This is a genomic window from Magnetospirillum sp. SS-4, from assembly GCF_902729425.1.
In the GTDB taxonomy this organism is placed as follows: Bacteria; Pseudomonadota; Alphaproteobacteria; order Rhodospirillales; family Magnetospirillaceae; genus Phaeospirillum.
The window spans coordinates 38,438-53,729 of the sequence record NZ_CACVCH010000092.1; the positions used below are offsets into that span (position 1 = coordinate 38,438).

Genomic DNA, 15,292 nt, shown 5'->3' on the forward strand with positions numbered 1-15,292 from the left:
CCAAGGAGGGCTTGACCTTCCCTCCACGGGAAGGTTCATGCTGTGGCCATATGGACTTGTCACAAGGAGAGCGATTCATGGCGACCACCTATCACGTCACCGGCATGACCTGCGGCGGCTGTGCCCGCTCGGTGGAGGCGGCCATCAAGGCGATTGCCGCCGATGCCAAGGTCGAGGTCGATCTGGGCAAGGCCGCGGTCACCGTCGATGGCGCCAGCGAGGCCGAGGTGAGGACGGCGGTCGACGAGGCCGGCTTCGGTTTTCAAGGCCGGGCGGGCTGACCGGCATTGTAGCTTTTTGGCATCACTCGCCGAAGAAATCGGAACGGAGAGACCGTGACCGCCATGCGGAATCGGTCGATTCGAAGATTCCATGACTGTCATTCGGGCCGCGTCCGGCACATCAGGTTCACGAGGCGCATAGGATTCAAGGGGGGAATCCGTGTCTTCGTCGCTTCCTACGCTCGAAAGCCGGTTGGAAACAGTGGCGGGACCATCCGAATCGGGGCACTAGCCTTTCGCCGGGGACTGTGGTACCTCGGAATAGTAGGGCCATCGTGTTTCCGGCGTGCCGTCACGCGGCCTCTGATCGGGTGAAGCCAAAGGTAACCAGACGCATGACCGTGCTCCGCGCCAACCGCTCCGCCGTTTCCCGCATCGCCGGGTCGATACTGGCTCTTGCCCTGCTGGCGGGGTGCGCCACTCCGCCGCCGGCCGACGACCCCGAGGCCGTCGCCGAGTGGGAGCAGATCAACGATCCACTGGAACCGTTCAATCGCGGCGTCTTCGAGGTCAACCGGACCCTGGACACCTACGCCTTCAAGCCGGCGGCCCAGGCCTATCGGGCCGTCGTGCCGAAATTCGGCCGCGAGCGTATCCACAACGTGCTGTCCAACCTCAGTTCTCCGCTGATCTTCGCCAACGACCTGTTGCAGGGCGAGGTTGATCGCGCGGTGCAGACGCTGTTCCGGGCGGCCATCAATACCTCGATCGGCCTGCTGGGGATCCACGACGTGGCGTCGGAGGCCGGCATTCCCCCGCATGAGGAGGATTTCGGCCAGACCATGGCGGTGTGGGGCGTGGGGGAGGGACCCTTCCTGATGCTGCCGGTGTTCGGGCCGTCCAACCCCCGCGATGCCGTCGGCATGGTGGCCGAGATGTTCGCCGATCCGTTCGACATTCACATGGGTAATATCGACCGCGAGTGGATTTCCTACACCCGTACCGGCTTTTCCGGGCTGAACAAGCGGGAAGGCCTGCTGGACAGCCTGGACGAGATCGAGCGGACCTCGCTGGATTATTACGCTTCTCTGCGCTCGCTCTATCGCCAGCACCGCGCCGCCGAGATCAAGAATCACAAGACTTCTTCCGTCCGCAAGGATGAACCGTCACAAAAAGCGCAGTGAACCGATGATGAAACGCCGGACTCTTCTTGCAGCCTTGGCCGGGTTGCTGGCCCCCTTCGCCGTGCCCGCGCCGGTTTGGGCCAATGACAGCGACCCCAAGGCCTTCGTGACCAATCTGGCCTCCACCGCCATGGACATGATGACGGCGAAGGGGGTTTCCGATCAGGACCGCTCCGCCCGATTTCGCGCCCTGTTCACCAGGGAGGTGGACATCGCCGAGATCGCCCGCTTCGTGCTGGGGCGGCATTGGCGTGTCGCCACCACCGAGCAGCAGCAGGAATTCATCCGGTCGTTCGAGGATATCGTGGTGTTCACCTGGTCGAACCGCTTCAAGGATTACGGCGGCGACCTGCGTCATATCGTGACCAACGTCACCCAGGACGGCGAGCGCGGCGGTTTCGTGGTGGATTCCAGGGTGGAGCGGGAGCACCAGCCCCCCATCTCGCTGCAATGGCGGCTGAAGCCGATCAGCACCGGTCTGCGGGTGACCGATCTGGTGGTCGAGGGATCGTCCATGGCCATCTATTACCGCTCGGAATACGCGGCGGTGATTCAGAGGCATAACGGCAAGGTCGAGGGATTGCTGTCCGATCTGCGGGCCAAGCTGGCCGAACTGAAATCGGCTCCTCCGGTCAAGGCCAACTGAGGCCAGGGGCAGCCCGCCGCGCCGGCGTCACTCTCCCGCCGCTCTCAAGGTCGCGGCGCACGGCCCCGACCGCAGGGGCAGGCGCACCGACACGGTGGTGCCGGCCCCCTTGCTGCTGGCGATTTCCATCGAGCCGCCGTGCAGTTCGACGAAGGCCCGCACCAGCGGCAGGCCGAGGCCGGTTCCCTCGTACCGGCGGCCCAGGCCCCCGTCGACCTGACGGAACGGTTCCAGCGCCACCACCACCTCGTCGTCGCTCATGCCGATGCCGGTATCTTGAATCCTGAAGATGACCTCGCGGTCGTCGGCATTGACCCACATCTCCACCGAACCGCCCTCCGGGGTGAACTTGACGGCGTTGGACAGCAGGTTGACCAGGATCTGGAGCACCCGGCGGCGGTCGGCCCACAGCCTGGGAACCGGCTCGGGGATGTGGACCCGCAGGTTGAGGCCGCCAGATTCGGCGCGGCCCTCGACGATGCGGGCGGCGGCGGTGGTGACCTCCTTGGGGTCGACCTCGGACAGGTCGAATTCCATGTGGCCGGCCTCGATCTTCGAGATGTCGAGGATGTCGTTGATGACCTCGGCCAGATGGCGGCCGGAGGCAAGGATATCGGCGGCATAGGCGCGGTAGCGGGGATTGCCCAGGGCGCCGAACATCTCGGAGGCCATCACCTCGGAAAAGCCGATGATGGCATTGAGCGGCGTGCGCAATTCGTGGCTGACATTGGCCAGGAACTCGGTCTTGGCGCGATTGGCCATGTCGGCCTGTTCCTTGGCGGCCAGCAGGTCCTGGCGGGCCTGGACGTGCTCCCTGATCTCGTCACTCAGGGCTTCGGTCCGCTGCTGGACCCGCCGTTCCAGGCTTTCGTTGACCATGTGGAGCAGGCGTTCGGCCGCGACGCGTCCGGTAACGTCGGCCCCGTACAGGTTGACCACGCCGGCTCCGGGCAGCGGCACCAGATAAAGCGACAGAACCCGCTCTCCGATGGTTACCTCGATGTCGCGGCGCATGGCGGTCGCCAGCACCTCGGCGAAGATATTTTTCCAGTCCTCCGACAATTGCCCCCCGACCGAGACCTTCCAGTAGTCCAGCAGGCGTTCGCTGGCCTGATTGGCGTGGGTGACGACGCCGTTGGAATCCACCCGCAGGACCGGGTGGGGATTCTGGGACGGAAACTGGGCGAAGGTGTGGATGGTGGCCTCGGCCCGGCTTTGCTCGGTGATGTCGCGGACCAGCAGCAGGCCGGCATCCACCTGCCGCGCCAGCAGGATCTCGAAGATGCGTTCCTGGTCGCCCTCGCCGATGCACAGGATTTCGTCGCCGCGGGTGCGGCCGAGGATGAACGGCTCAAGGCCACCGACCTGCCCGGCCAGTTCCCGCATCACCTGATTTTCGGCGGACGGGCCGTCGGGGCCGATGCGGATGACGCCGACCTTCATTTCCTCGGTCACCGCCTGAAGCAGCGCCAGGCGTTCGTTCTCCATCTCCAGGGCCATCCGGTCGGACAGCAGACGGTTGCGGCGTTCCCCTTCAAGGGCCAGGGCGGCGCGGGCCTGTTCGATCTCGCCGGCCAGATGGGTGGCTTCCGCCTCCAGGTCGACCAGTTCGTCGCCGCTTGATCGCGGCGAGCCGCCCCCGAACACCTTGCTGCTGAGGATGGAGATGCGGGCGCGGACTCCCTTGATCCGGAAGGCGACGTAGGCCAGGGCCGCCACGAACAGGGCCAGGGTCGCCAGGGCCAGCAGGGTGCGGTGGCGGCGTTCCAGTTCGGCCAGGGGCTGGCTCAGGGCGATATGGCGGTCACGGGACAGCAAGGTGGTGAAAATGGCGCCGTCGCCGGGCAGGTCCGCTTCGATCCACTTGCGCGAACTGAGCAGGAAGCGGTCGGTCAGGTGGTCCAGGTTGGCGCCGGCGGGAACCAGGGACGGGTCGGAAGCCACCACGACCTCTCCCGACTTGGCGTCGGACAGAGTCAGGATGAAGCCGCGATCAAGATAACTGCCCAGTGTCGCCTTCATGAACCCGGTATTGAACAGCGAGACCAGCACCACCCGCCCGCTTCCGCCCAGGTCGCCCGACGAAATCAGCATCGGCATTCCGTCCAGGATCGCGACCCGGGCCTTGTCGCCGGCGGGAGAGGGCAGGGGGCCGGAAACGAGGCCGGCGGGAACCGGTCCGCCGGCGACCCGCCAGATGCGCCGCGGCTGGCCGCCGGGGGCGACCAGGGCTACGAAATCTATCGGAGGGAACAATTCGCGTCGGGGGCCTGGCGGCAACCACGCCGGTTCGCCCCGCACCACGTCCGGCTTTCCACTGGCCACGGCGCGCATCTCCCGCCTGGCGCCGTCGTCCCGGGCCAGCAATTCGGCGAGAAATTCGTGCGAGTGCAGCAGGTTGTCGATGCGCAGCTGGTCGCGGCTGGATTTTTGCTCGACCCGTTCCGCCAGCTGCTGATCGATCTGCTGCGCCAGTTCCCGGTTATGGGCGAGATCGAGCAGCCACCACAACCCGACATAGGCGAGTATTCCACCCACCACCAGGCGGGTGGTCAGACTCGGCTTGCCGATCCGTGGCCTGGACTGCATCTCGGCCATGGCGATGCACCTCGATCCATCGAACGTTCAGTGGCGGCGACTCTGGCGGCTGGAGCACCCTGCGGGGCCGACGTCATCATCGCAAATACCCTTTAACAACACAGCGACGACAATTCCATCCTTTATTGCAGGGCAACATGGGGATTTGAGGGGGGTGTTTTAAATATATTCTAATAATAGTCACATACGGGCGAGCCTGTGTCCAGCCCGTAAAGCGGAAAGGTCCGGGTGGGGCGCCGCTATCTCGGATAGATGTGCAGTTCCACCCGGCGGTTGATGGCCTGATTCTCGGGATAGGGCTTGCCGCCTTCGCTGCGGTTGGGAACCCGCGGCGCGGTATCGGCCAGGGCGGAGATCTTCATGCGCTGCTGCGAGATGCCCAATTCGGTCAACAGGCGCAACGTCGCCAGGGCCCGCGCGGCGGACAGGTCCCAGTTGGAGGGGAATTGCTGGGTCCTTACCGGCGTGTCGTCGGTGTGGCCCTGAATCTCGATCTGATAGCCGGAAAATCGCTGCTGGGTGAGGGTTCCGACGATTTCCTTCATCAGCGGCATGATCTCTGGCCGGATTTCGGCCGAGCCCGGCTTGAACAGGGCGCCGCTGGCGAGATTGAGGACGATGCCCTTGTCGTCCTTGCCGACGTCGACGCTGTCCTCGACCCCGGCTCCCGCCACCTCGCCCAGCAATTCGGAGCGGAGATCCTGCAGCGGCTTGGTGGTCTCGCGGTTGCCGATGTCCTTGGCCATGCCGGCCTGGACCTGTTCGTATTTGTTGGGATCTATCTTGGACATGGAGACCAGCACGATGAAGAACGCCATCAGCAGGGTGATCATGTCGGCGTAGGACAGCAGCCAATCCTCGGCCGCTTCCTTGTTGTGCTTGGCGAATTTGCTCATCGTCCGGCTCCTATGCCTTCTTCGGCGCCTTGTCGATGTCGAAGTGGATGGAATAGTCGAGGAAACTGTTCATGGCGTCCTGGATGAAGCGGGGATTGCGGCGGTCCGCCAGCAGGGCCAGTCCCTCGGCCACCAGGAGATTGCGGAAGCGGAGGATGGATTCGCGCTGATGCACCTTTTCCGCCGCCGGCATGATGGCGAGGCGGGCGAACAGCACGCCGTACAGGGTTCCCAGCAGGCCCACCGCCATGCCGGCGCCCAGGCCGGATGGGTCCGAGCCCATGCTGTCCAGCATCACCACCAGACCGATCAGGGTCGCGATCATGCCGAAGGCCGGGGCGTTGCTGGCCATGTATTTCAGGATTTCCACCGGCACGGTGTGGCGCTGGAAGGCGGTTTCGATCTGGTTCTCCAGCATCTGCCGCACCTCGGCCCCGGTATAGCCGGAAATCACCAGATTGATGCCGAAGCCGAGAAAGGCGTCTTGGCCCTTGACGCTCTTGGCATCGGATTCGACGGCCTGCACGCCGCTCTTTTGCACCATGTAGGCCCAGCGGACGATGCGGGCGACTTCGTTGGTCAGCATGTCGCGGGTCATTTTGGGCGACGAGAAGATGGATTTGAGCGTGCCCAGCGCCGCCTTGACGTAGCGGGCCTCGTAGGCGACCAGGGTTGCCGCCAGGGTGCCGCCGATCACCATGGCGATGCCGCTGAGGTGAAGGAAAATCTTGAAATTGGTGGTCAGCTCGAGAATCGAGACGAGCAGCAGCATGAGGCTGAGAACGAATCCGATGACCGTTGGCAACGACATTTGGATGGAGCCCCTGTCCGCGACTTTGCTTTCGCCATCTTGGGCCAAGTCGTCTCACGGGGCAACAGCTACGGATCGGAGCTTTCTTTTGGATTGGAATGTGTTCGGGCCGCATTTGGCGGCGGCCGGACAAGAAAACACCCCCCGGGTTTGCCTCCGGGGGGTGTTTCAAGCTGTCGAAGCGAAGGAAATCAGCCGTTGACGGCGTCCTTCAGGCCCTTGCCGGCAGTGAACTTCGGCGCCTTGGAGGCCGCGATCTTGATGGTCGCGCCGGTCCGCGGGTTGCGGCCTTCCTTGGCGGCCCGCTGGGTCACCGAGAAGGAGCCGAAGCCCACCAGACGAACGTCGTCGCCGGACTTCAGGGCCGCGGTGATGGCCGCGAAAGTGGCGTCGATCGCCGAATCGGAGGCGGCCTTGGACAGACCGGACAGCTCCGCAACCTTGTTCACCAGATCCTGCTTGTTCATAAGACCCCCAATGGAATGTCGTGGCCGCAACAAAATGACACGACCGCGGCAGGCGTCAACCCTTGAATCGGTCAGCTCCAACCGGTCGTCCCGAACCCTGTCCCGACGGCAAGTCGTCCGCCCGGGAGAAGGGAAGATACGAAATCTCTCTTGTTTTGCGCAACAATACAATCGTCCAACATGATTCCCGCCCGGGTTTCCCACAGGAATCGTCACACGGCGAATATTGTGTCGGGTAAAGATCCGAGTTTGGCCGGGTTCCGGCATCGATCCGCCAGGAACCGGACCTCGGGCAGCATCCAGTCGCGGACGAACGCCCCCAGGGCGCGGACGCGCCCGGGGTCGGGCGAGGCCCCGGCGGCGGCCTCCAGCCGCGCCCAGCCGGCGGCGAAGGCGACAAGGCCCAGCAGCCGCAGATAGGAGGTGGCGATCAGGCCGACATCGGCGGCGGCCAGCACGGCCGCGGTGGCGGCGGCCTCGGCCTCCAGCGCGCGGGCCAGCGCCTCGGCCGTGGCCGGTTCGGCACCCGCCGCCGCATCCCTGATCTCGGCGCGGAATTCGTCCAAGGCCCGGCCATTGTCCAGCCGGATGACCCGGCCGGCGATGGTGGCGGCCTGGATGCCGTTGGTGCCTTCGTAGATCGGGGTGATGCGGGCGTCGCGGGCGATCTGCTCGACCCGGTATTCCCTGAGGAAGCCATAGCCGCCGTGGACCTGGATGGCGAGGCTGGCCGCCTCCTGGGCGCAATCGGTGGCGAAGGCCTTGCACACCGGCGTCATCAGCTCCATCAGGGCGGGAGTCCGCCCCAGTTCCAGGTCCACCAGCGTCCGCATCACCATGGCGCGCAGGCCCTGGGACAGCGCCATCAGGGTCAGCAGCATGCGCCGCACGTCGCCGTGGCGGTTGATCGGATCGGGGCCTTCGGAGCCGCCGGCGCGGCCCTGGCGGCGTTCGGCGGCATAGGCCAGCGCCCGCTGGGCCGCCACCTCGCACAGGCCGACGCCCTGGACCGCCACGTCCAGGCGCTCGGCGTTCATCATGGTGAACATGCGGGCCAGCCCCTCGCCGGGGGCGCCGACGATCTCGGCCACCGCACCGTCGAACGCCACCTGACAGGTGGGGGACGCATGCATGCCCATCTTTTCCTCCAGCCGCACCACCGAGATGGGATTGCGGCCGCCGTCGTCGAGATGCGACGGACACAGGAACAGCGACAGCCCCTTGACGCCCTTGGGAGCGTCGGGGGTGCGGGCCAGCACCAGATGCAAGACGCGTCCGCCGGTCAGGTTCTGGTCGCCGCCGGAGATGAAGATCTTGCCGCCGGAAATGCGCCAGCGGCCGTCGCCGGTGGGAACGGCGGTGGTGCGCGCCAGCCCCAGGTCGGAGCCGGCCTGGGGTTCGGTCAGGCACATGGTGGCGAGATACTCGCCCGAGGCCAGCCGGGGCACCCAGGTCTCGCGCTGCGCCTCGGACCCGCTGGCGATCAGGGTGCGCATGGCGCCGTGCGACAGGGACAGCACCATCTGGTAGGTGATGCAGGCCCCGGACAGCATTTCCGACAGCGCCGAGGCCAGGATGTGGGGCAGCCCCTGGCCGCCGTAATCCTCGGATACCGCCAGACCCTGCCAGCCGCCATCCCTGAACTGGCGCCACGCCTCGACGAAGGCGGGGGGCATGACGGCGCGGCCATCCACCAGCCGGGTGCCCTCGATGTCGCCGATGGGGTCCAGCGGCGCGATGATGCCGTCGACCATGGCGCCGGCGTGGCCGAGCACGTCCGAAGCCAGTTCCTCGTCCCAGCAGGGCAGGCGGTCGGCGCCGGCGCCATGCTTCAGGGCGAACAGCAGGTCGGGGACGGGGGTCTTGTAGTCGATCATGGCGATGGTTCCGGTCAAACAGGCCAAGGGGGTTAAAAGCCTCATCCTGAGGAGAGCCCCCCCTTGGGGCTCGTCTCGAAGGATGAGGCTGGTCGGGCGTCACCTACGATTGGCCTCGTCCTTCGAGACGCTCCGCTCCTCAGGATGAGGCCAATCGAAAGATCATCAGGACTTCAGGTCAACCCTTTCACACCTCCAGCAGGATGGCCACCCCTTGGCCACCGCCGATGCAGGCCGAGGCGATGCCGCGCTTCAGCCCGGCCCGGCGCAGTTCGCGGGCGACGGTGATGCACAGCCGCACGCCGGTGACACCCAGTGGATGACCCAGGGCGATGGCGCCGCCATGGACGTTGACCTTGGACCGGTCGAGGCCCAATTCCTTTTCCACCGCCAGATACTGGGCGCCGAACGCCTCGTTGATCTCGAAGCGGTCGATGTCCGACAGCTTGAGGCCGGCGCGTTCGACCACGTTGGCGATGGCCGGCGCCGGGCCGATGCCCATGATCTCGGGCGGCACGCCGACGATGTCGGCCGCGACCACGCGGGCCAGCGGCGTCAGGCCCCGTTCCTTGACGGTCTTGCCGCCCACCACGACGGCGGCGGCGGCGCCGTCGACCACCGCCGAGGAATTGCCGCCGGTCTGCACGCCCTTGAAGGCGGGTTTCAGCTTGCGCAGGACTTCGATGGGAGTTGGGCGGACATGTTCGTCCACCGCGAAGCCGTCGACGCCCTTGGGCAGCTTGATCGAGCGGTCGTTATAGCCCTCGCGGGTGAAGGTCTCGCTGATCACCGGCACGATCTCGCCGGCGCGGAACTCCATGCCGGCCAGGGCCTTGGCGAAGCTCTGGGCCGCGAATTCGTCGACTTCCTCGCGCGTGATGCCATACTTCCTCGCCAGATTCTCGGCGGTGTCGCCCATGCCGGTGGAAGACGCGGTGTCCTTGGTGGCTTCCCACAGGAAGTCCTTGAACTCCACCTGCCCCATCTTGAAGCCGTTGCGCGACGTGTAGGACGCCACCGGATTGCGCGACATGGATTCGGTGCCGACGCACAGCACCTTCGACGCCTTGCCCAGCGTGATGGCGTCGGCCGCCTGGATGATGGTCTCGAAGCCGGTCCCGCACAGCCGGTGCACCAGCAGGGCGGGAACCGGGATGGGCACGCCGGCGTAAAGCCCGATATGGCGCGGCAGGAAATAGGCGTCGAAGCTGCTTTGCGCCATGTTGCCGGCGACGACCATGTCGATGGCCTCGGCCTCGATGGTCGACCTGCTCAGCGCTTCCCGCGCCACCTTGATGCCAAGATCGGTCGGTGAGATGGCCGACAGCACGCTGGTATAGTCGGCGAAGCCGGTGCGAATTCCATCGACCAGCCACACGTCGTCATAGACGGTTCCAAGCCCGTTGCTCATCGGTCAGTTCCTTCGTGTCGTCGCGTTATAGAATTCAGCCGAGTCGAACGATTTCCGGGTCCGGGGCCTCGGCGTAGAGCCTTTCCACCAGGGCGGCCCGGCGGGTCAGCACGGCGCGCTGGTTGATGTAGCCCTTGTCGGTGATCTCGTTGGCGTCGATGTTGGGCGGCTCGTCCATCAGCAGGGCGCGCGAGACTTGGTGCGAGCTGCCGAGTCCCTGGGCGGCCAGGGATTTCATCGCGGCGGCCAGGTGGGCGCGCACCTCGGGCCGGGCGATCAGGTCCTTCAGGGGGGTGTCGGCGGCGGCGTCGGGGCATAGCCTGAGACAGCCGGGGTGGCTGGCGAAGCCCAGCAAGCCGACCTCCTCGCGGTCGTGGCCGGTGATGACCGCGTCCTGGAGGATGGGCGAGGCGGCATCGATGACGGCAAGGCGCAGCGAGCCGACGGCGACCCAGGTTCCCGACATCAGCTTGAAATCCTCGGCGACGCGGCCGTCGAACACGATGCCCTTGGCCGGATCAAGAGGGTCGGCCAGCTTGCCGGCGTCGCCGGTGATGTAGAAGCCGTCCTCGTCGAAGGCCTTCTGGGTCAGGTCGTCACGCTTGTGATAGCCCGGCGTGATGTTGGTTCCGCGCACCCGCAGCTCCATCTTGCCGCCGTTGGGGATCATCTTGACCTCGCAGCCGGGGGCGGGCAGGCCGATGTTGCCGGCCTTCTCGATGTCGTAATGCACGGTGGTGATCATGGGCGAGGTTTCGGTGGCGCCCCACGACGACACCAGGCGGACCTTGTAGCCGACCGCCTTCATCGACAGCGCCTCCAGCTTTTCCCACAGGCTTTGAGGCAGGGCGGCACCGGCGTAGAACATCAGCTTGAGGCGCTTGAAGAAGTTGTTTCTCAGGACCTCGTCGGCCTCCAGCAGCGGAATCAGCATGTCGAAGCCGCGCGGCACGTTGAAGTACATGGTGGGGGAAATCTCGCGCAGGTTGGCGACGGTCTTTTCCACCAATCCGGGGACCGGCTTGCCTTCGTCGATGTACAAGGTGCCGCCGTGGCGCAGGACGATGTTGAAGTTGTGGTTGCCGCCGAAGGTGTGGTTCCACGGCAGCCAGTCCACCAGCACCGGGTGCTCCTCGGCCAGGAACGGCCAGCACTGGCGGATCGCCTGCTGGTTCGAGCAGATCATCCGCTGGGTGTTGATGACGCCCTTGGGCAGATCGGTGGACCCCGAGGTGAACAGGATCTTGGCGATGGTGCCGGGGCGGACCATGGCGAAGGCGGTTTCCAGCCCGGATCCCGGAACCGCCTTCAGCAGCGAGGCGAAATCCGCCGCCGCCGTCGGCGGATTGACGCTGGTCACCACCTCGACCCCGGCCAGTTCGGGAATCTTCAGGGCGTCGGCGAAGCGGGCGCCATCGGCGGCGTAGACCAGACCCGGCTTCAGCAGGTCGGTGATGTACTTGAGCTTGGAATGGTCCCTGGACATCAGCGAATAGGCCGGCGAGATCGGGGCCACCGGAATGCCGGCATGCATGGCGCCCAACGCCAGCAAGGCGTGGTCGATGCTGTTGTCCGACAGGATCATCACCGGCCGGTTACGGTTCAGCCCGCGATCCAGCAGTGATTGGGCGATGGCTTCGACCGACCTAAGCCCCTCGGCCCAGGTGACCTTGCGCCAGCCCCCGTCCGCGTCGCGCTGGGCCAGGAACAGGGAATCGGGGATGCGGTCGGCCCAGTGGTGCAGCAGGTCGCCCAGGCAGCGGGCGAACGGCTTCAGGCTGTCGGGCGAACGCAGGATCATGCCGCCGCCGGGCAGCTTGTCCACCGTCACCCGAGCCGGCGCGAAGTTGATCGGTCCCCAGGTCATCGCTTCCTCTCCCGTATCAAAGTCCCAGATAGGCCTGGCGGACGCCCGGATCGTTCAGCAGCTCGGTGCCGGTCCCCGACAGCACGACGCCGCCGTTCTCCAGCACATAGCCGCGATCGGCCAGCTTCAGCGAGGTCTGGACGTTCTGTTCCACCAGGATCACCGTCATGCCCTCGGCATGCAGGTCGCGGATGATCTTGAACATCTCGCTGACCACCGCGGGGGCCAGGCCCAGCGAGGGTTCGTCGAACATCATCAGGCGGGGCTGGCCCATCAGGCAGCGGCCGATGGCCAGCATCTGCTGTTCGCCGCCCGACAGGGTGCCGGCGGCCTGGTCGATGCGCGAGCGCAGCTTCGGAAACAGGTGGAAGCAGCGTTCCAGGGTGTCCTTGCGCTTGTCGCGTGCCCGGGGGATCACCGCGCCCATCTCCAGATTCTCCAGCACCGACAGGGTGGGAAATATCTGGCGGCCCTCGGCCACCTGGGCGATGCCCATGTCGCAGATGCGCGACGAGGCCAGGCCGGTGATGGGCTTGCCCTCGAAGACGATGCTGCCGGCGGCGACCTTCTCCATGCCGGCGATGGCGCGGATCAGGGAGGTCTTGCCGGCGCCGTTGGCGCCGACGATGGCCACCACCTCGTGCTCGGCCACCGACAGCGACACGCCGGCCAGGGCCTGGGCATCGCCATAGAACAGGTCGAGTCCCCGGATCTCCAGCATCACTCGTGCTCCTCGCCCAGATAGCATTCCAGCACCTTGGGATGGCTGGTGACCTCGGCGGGGGTGCCCTCGGCGATCTTCTCGCCATGATGCAGCACCACCACATGATCGGACAGGGCCATCACGGCGCGCATGACATGCTCGATCAGCAGGATGGTCAGGCCGGTTTCCTTGTTCAGTCCCTGGAGGATGGCCACCATGCGGTCGCATTCCACCGGGCGCAGCCCGGCCATCACCTCGTCCAGCAGCAGCAGCTTGGGCCGAGTCGCCAGGGCGCGGGCGACCTCCAGCCTCTTGCGGTCGGGCAGGGTCAGGGCCTGGGCCGGCTGGCGGGCCTTGTCGCCCAGTTCCAGCAGCCTCAGGATATCGTTGGCCCTGGCCCTGGCCGTCTCGACATCGCCGTCGTCGTAGCGCAGGCCGCCGACCATGACGTTCTCCTCGACCGACAGGCCGGCGAACGGCTTGACGATCTGGAAGGTGCGGCCCACCCCGGCGCGGCAGATTTCCGCCTGCCCCAGGCCGGTGACGTCGTGGCCGTCCAGCGTCACCTTGCCGTCGCTGGGGGGGAAGGCGCCGGCGATCAGGTTGAAGGTGGTGGTCTTGCCGGCGCCGTTGGGTCCGATCAGGCCGACGATGGCGCCCTTGGGGACGTCGAAGGTGACGGCGTTGACGGCGCGCAGGCCGCGAAAGCTCTTGCCGAGATCGCAGACCGACAGCATGGGATGGCTGGTCATTTGCCGTCTCCGTCCAGGCCGAGGCGATGGCGCAGCCACGGCCAGACGCCGTTCGGCTTGACGATCAGGATCGCCAGAAGACAGATGCCGTAGGCGATCTGCTTGACGCCGTCGATGCCGACATGCTCGCCCAGGATGGTGAAGGTCTCGCCCATGGCGGTCAGGATCACCGCCCCCAGGATCGGCCCGAACAAGGTGCCGACGCCGCCGATGATCGGCCCCAGGATCAGCTCCAGCGAGCGATGCATGGAAAAGATGCTCTCGGGAAACAGGTTGTTGCTGAAGAAGGCGATGAACATGCCGCCGACGCTGGTCATGGCCGCCGAGATCACCACCGCGATCATCTTGTAGCGGAACACCGGAATGCCGAGCGCGTCGGCGGCGTCCTCGTTCTCGCGGATCGCCTGCCAGTAATAGCCGATGCGGCGCATCAGCAGCGAGCGGCTGAACAGGAATCCCGCCACCGTCATAGCGAGGATCAGGTAGTAGAACATGGAGGTCGAGCCGCGCAGCAGCCAGAAATCGTCGCTGACGCGGTTGGTCACCGGCAGGACCAGGCCGGACGATGCCCCCACCCAGCCCCAGTGATCGAACAGCACCCGGGTGAATTCGGCGAAGGCGATGGTCAGCAGGGCGAAATAGACGCCCATGACCTTGAAGCGGAAGCCCAGCATGCCGATCACCGAACTGACGGCGACCGACACCGTCATGCCGGCGAAGACGCCGATCCAGGGCGATACGCCGAAGTGGATGAACAAGGCGCCGGCGGCATAGGCGCCAAGGCCGATGTAAAGGGCGTGGCCCAGCGAGAACTGGCCGGCGAACCCCATCATCACGTTCCACGACATGCCGAGATAGGCCTGAAGCAGAACCGCGATCAGGATCGACAGGGTGTAGTCGTCGACGCCCAGGGGCGCCAGGGACAGCACGGCGAGAAGGCCGAGCAGCAGCCGGGCGCTGCGGCTGGAGAAGAGGGTTCCGGCGTTCATGGCTTCTTTCCCAGGATGCCTTGCGGACGCAGCAGCAGGACCAGGATCAGCAGGCCGAAGCTGAACATGCTCTTGAGGCTGGGGGCGATCAGCACGCCCGACAGGGCCTCGGACAGTCCGACCAGGATGCCGCCCAGCAGGGCGCCGCCCAGGCTGCCCAGCCCGCCCAGGATGACGATGATGAAGCCGAGCAGGGTGTAGTCGGACGACAGGTGCGGATGCACGTCAACCAGCAGCAGCAGCAGGCAGCCGGCGGCGCCGACGCAGGCGGCGCCGATGCCGAAGGTGACGGCGTAGAGCTTTTCCACGTCCAGCCCGACCACCCGCGCCCCCACCGGATTGTCGGCGCAGGCGCGGATGGCGGTTCCGGTGGTGGTGTAGCGGAAGAAGGCCCACAGCAGCGCCGCCACGCCGCCGGCGGTGATGGCGGCGATGACCCGGACCTTGTCCAGGACCAGCGGCCCGACGGAATAGCTTTCGAAGCTGGCGTCGAGCTGGATGTTGCGGGCGTCGGGCCCGAACACCATCAGCACCACGTTGGTGATGATGATCGCCACCGAGAGCAGCAGCAGGAACTGGATGTGCTCGGTGGCGCCAAGAAAGCGGTTGATCAGGACTCTCTGCAACAGGTAGCCGACGACGAACAGGCCGCCGGCTACCAGCGGCAGCGCGGGAACGGGCTGGATGCCCAGCTTGGTGAACAGAAGGAAGGCGGCGTACATGGCCACCACCATCAGGTCGCCGTGGGCGAAATTGACTACCCGCATGACGCCGAAGATGACCGAAAGGCCAAGCGCCATCAGGCCGTAGACCAGGCCGGTCAAAAGACCGGAACTGGTCACGTTCAAAAAGAATGTCGCGTCCATCCCG

General features: G+C 65.9%; 14 protein-coding genes. 3 read left to right on the plus strand and 11 right to left on the minus strand.

The window, feature by feature from the left end; all coding sequences use genetic code 11:
* The first annotated feature begins 77 nt into the window (after nucleotides 1-77).
* The 3 genes from MTBSS4_RS16325 to MTBSS4_RS16335 all read left to right on the plus strand — a co-directional run bounded on the left by MTBSS4_RS16325 (nucleotide 78) and on the right by MTBSS4_RS16335 (nucleotide 2,051).
* Nucleotides 78-281: a heavy-metal-associated domain-containing protein gene (locus MTBSS4_RS16325; RefSeq protein ID WP_173984464.1), complete on the plus strand. Its 204-nt coding sequence runs from the start codon at nucleotides 78-80 to the stop codon at nucleotides 279-281.
* A gap of 335 nt (nucleotides 282-616) precedes the next feature.
* On the plus strand, nucleotides 617-1,405 hold the full coding sequence (locus MTBSS4_RS16330) for a VacJ family lipoprotein (protein ID WP_173984465.1): 789 nt from the start codon (nucleotides 617-619) through the stop codon (nucleotides 1,403-1,405).
* Nucleotides 1,406-1,409: 4 nt separating this feature from the next.
* Nucleotides 1,410-2,051: a phospholipid-binding protein MlaC gene (locus MTBSS4_RS16335; RefSeq protein ID WP_173984466.1), complete on the plus strand. Its 642-nt coding sequence runs from the start codon at nucleotides 1,410-1,412 to the stop codon at nucleotides 2,049-2,051.
* 27 nt (nucleotides 2,052-2,078) lie between these two features.
* On the opposite strand, the gene MTBSS4_RS16340 is transcribed toward MTBSS4_RS16335, so the two are convergent.
* The 11 genes from MTBSS4_RS16340 to MTBSS4_RS16390 all read right to left on the minus strand — a co-directional run bounded on the left by MTBSS4_RS16340 (nucleotide 2,079) and on the right by MTBSS4_RS16390 (nucleotide 15,288).
* Complete coding sequence (locus MTBSS4_RS16340; RefSeq protein ID WP_173984467.1) at nucleotides 2,079-4,649, minus strand: ATP-binding protein; 2,571 nt, start codon at nucleotides 4,647-4,649, stop codon at nucleotides 2,079-2,081.
* Between the two features lie 239 nt (nucleotides 4,650-4,888).
* Nucleotides 4,889-5,545, minus strand: a complete 657-nt coding sequence (locus MTBSS4_RS16345) for a flagellar motor protein MotB (RefSeq protein ID WP_173984468.1) — start codon at nucleotides 5,543-5,545, stop codon at nucleotides 4,889-4,891.
* Nucleotides 5,546-5,555: 10 nt separating this feature from the next.
* The gene (locus MTBSS4_RS16350) at nucleotides 5,556-6,356 is read right to left on the minus strand and encodes a motility protein A (protein WP_173984469.1); all 801 of its coding nucleotides are present in this window, start codon (nucleotides 6,354-6,356) and stop codon (nucleotides 5,556-5,558) included.
* Nucleotides 6,357-6,547: 191 nt separating this feature from the next.
* Nucleotides 6,548-6,823 carry an HU family DNA-binding protein gene (locus MTBSS4_RS16355; protein WP_173984470.1) on the minus strand — a complete coding sequence of 92 codons (276 nt, stop codon included), beginning with the start codon at nucleotides 6,821-6,823 and terminating at the stop codon, nucleotides 6,548-6,550.
* A gap of 212 nt (nucleotides 6,824-7,035) precedes the next feature.
* The gene (locus tag MTBSS4_RS16360; protein WP_173984471.1) at nucleotides 7,036-8,700 is read right to left on the minus strand and encodes an acyl-CoA dehydrogenase family protein; all 1,665 of its coding nucleotides are present in this window, start codon (nucleotides 8,698-8,700) and stop codon (nucleotides 7,036-7,038) included.
* 187 nt (nucleotides 8,701-8,887) lie between these two features.
* A complete protein-coding gene (locus MTBSS4_RS16365; protein ID WP_173984472.1) occupies nucleotides 8,888-10,111 on the minus strand; it encodes a thiolase family protein in 1,224 nt (407 codons plus the stop codon).
* A gap of 34 nt (nucleotides 10,112-10,145) precedes the next feature.
* Nucleotides 10,146-11,978 carry a feruloyl-CoA synthase gene (locus tag MTBSS4_RS16370; RefSeq protein ID WP_173984473.1) on the minus strand — a complete coding sequence of 611 codons (1,833 nt, stop codon included), beginning with the start codon at nucleotides 11,976-11,978 and terminating at the stop codon, nucleotides 10,146-10,148.
* A gap of 16 nt (nucleotides 11,979-11,994) precedes the next feature.
* The gene (locus tag MTBSS4_RS16375; RefSeq protein ID WP_173984474.1) at nucleotides 11,995-12,699 is read right to left on the minus strand and encodes an ABC transporter ATP-binding protein; all 705 of its coding nucleotides are present in this window, start codon (nucleotides 12,697-12,699) and stop codon (nucleotides 11,995-11,997) included.
* Nucleotides 12,699-13,433 (minus strand): ABC transporter ATP-binding protein, encoded by a 735-nt coding sequence (locus MTBSS4_RS16380; RefSeq protein WP_173984475.1) that lies wholly within the window; start codon nucleotides 13,431-13,433, stop codon nucleotides 12,699-12,701. Before MTBSS4_RS16380 ends, MTBSS4_RS16375 begins: the two co-directional genes overlap by 1 nt.
* A complete protein-coding gene (locus tag MTBSS4_RS16385) occupies nucleotides 13,430-14,422 on the minus strand; it encodes a branched-chain amino acid ABC transporter permease (protein ID WP_173984476.1) in 993 nt (330 codons plus the stop codon). Before MTBSS4_RS16385 ends, MTBSS4_RS16380 begins: the two co-directional genes overlap by 4 nt.
* Entirely contained in the window at nucleotides 14,419-15,288 is an 870-nt protein-coding gene (locus MTBSS4_RS16390) for a branched-chain amino acid ABC transporter permease (RefSeq protein WP_173984477.1), read from the minus strand. Before MTBSS4_RS16390 ends, MTBSS4_RS16385 begins: the two co-directional genes overlap by 4 nt.
* Nucleotides 15,289-15,292: the final 4 nt, after the last annotated feature.

Excerpts from the sequence above, each read along its gene's own strand:
- MTBSS4_RS16385 (WP_173984476.1), bottom strand. The coding sequence starts at position 14,422 with ATGAACGCCGGAACCCTCTTCTCCAGCCGCAGCGCCCGGCTGCTGCTC.
- MTBSS4_RS16390 (WP_173984477.1), bottom strand. The coding sequence starts at position 15,288 with ATGGACGCGACATTCTTTTTGAACGTGACCAGTTCCGGTCTTTTGACC.
- MTBSS4_RS16340 (WP_173984467.1), bottom strand. The coding sequence starts at position 4,649 with ATGGCCGAGATGCAGTCCAGGCCACGGATCGGCAAGCCGAGTCTGACC.
- MTBSS4_RS16335 (WP_173984466.1), top strand. The coding sequence starts at position 1,410 with ATGATGAAACGCCGGACTCTTCTTGCAGCCTTGGCCGGGTTGCTGGCC.
- MTBSS4_RS16325 (WP_173984464.1), top strand. The coding sequence starts at position 78 with ATGGCGACCACCTATCACGTCACCGGCATGACCTGCGGCGGCTGTGCC.
- MTBSS4_RS16350 (WP_173984469.1), bottom strand. The coding sequence starts at position 6,356 with ATGTCGTTGCCAACGGTCATCGGATTCGTTCTCAGCCTCATGCTGCTG.
- MTBSS4_RS16345 (WP_173984468.1), bottom strand. The coding sequence starts at position 5,545 with ATGAGCAAATTCGCCAAGCACAACAAGGAAGCGGCCGAGGATTGGCTG.
- MTBSS4_RS16380 (WP_173984475.1), bottom strand. The coding sequence starts at position 13,433 with ATGACCAGCCATCCCATGCTGTCGGTCTGCGATCTCGGCAAGAGCTTT.
- MTBSS4_RS16355 (WP_173984470.1), bottom strand. The coding sequence starts at position 6,823 with ATGAACAAGCAGGATCTGGTGAACAAGGTTGCGGAGCTGTCCGGTCTG.
- MTBSS4_RS16360 (WP_173984471.1), bottom strand. The coding sequence starts at position 8,700 with ATGATCGACTACAAGACCCCCGTCCCCGACCTGCTGTTCGCCCTGAAG.
- MTBSS4_RS16365 (WP_173984472.1), bottom strand. The coding sequence starts at position 10,111 with ATGAGCAACGGGCTTGGAACCGTCTATGACGACGTGTGGCTGGTCGAT.
- MTBSS4_RS16370 (WP_173984473.1), bottom strand. The coding sequence starts at position 11,978 with ATGACCTGGGGACCGATCAACTTCGCGCCGGCTCGGGTGACGGTGGAC.
- MTBSS4_RS16375 (WP_173984474.1), bottom strand. The coding sequence starts at position 12,699 with ATGCTGGAGATCCGGGGACTCGACCTGTTCTATGGCGATGCCCAGGCC.
- MTBSS4_RS16330 (WP_173984465.1), top strand. The coding sequence starts at position 617 with ATGACCGTGCTCCGCGCCAACCGCTCCGCCGTTTCCCGCATCGCCGGG.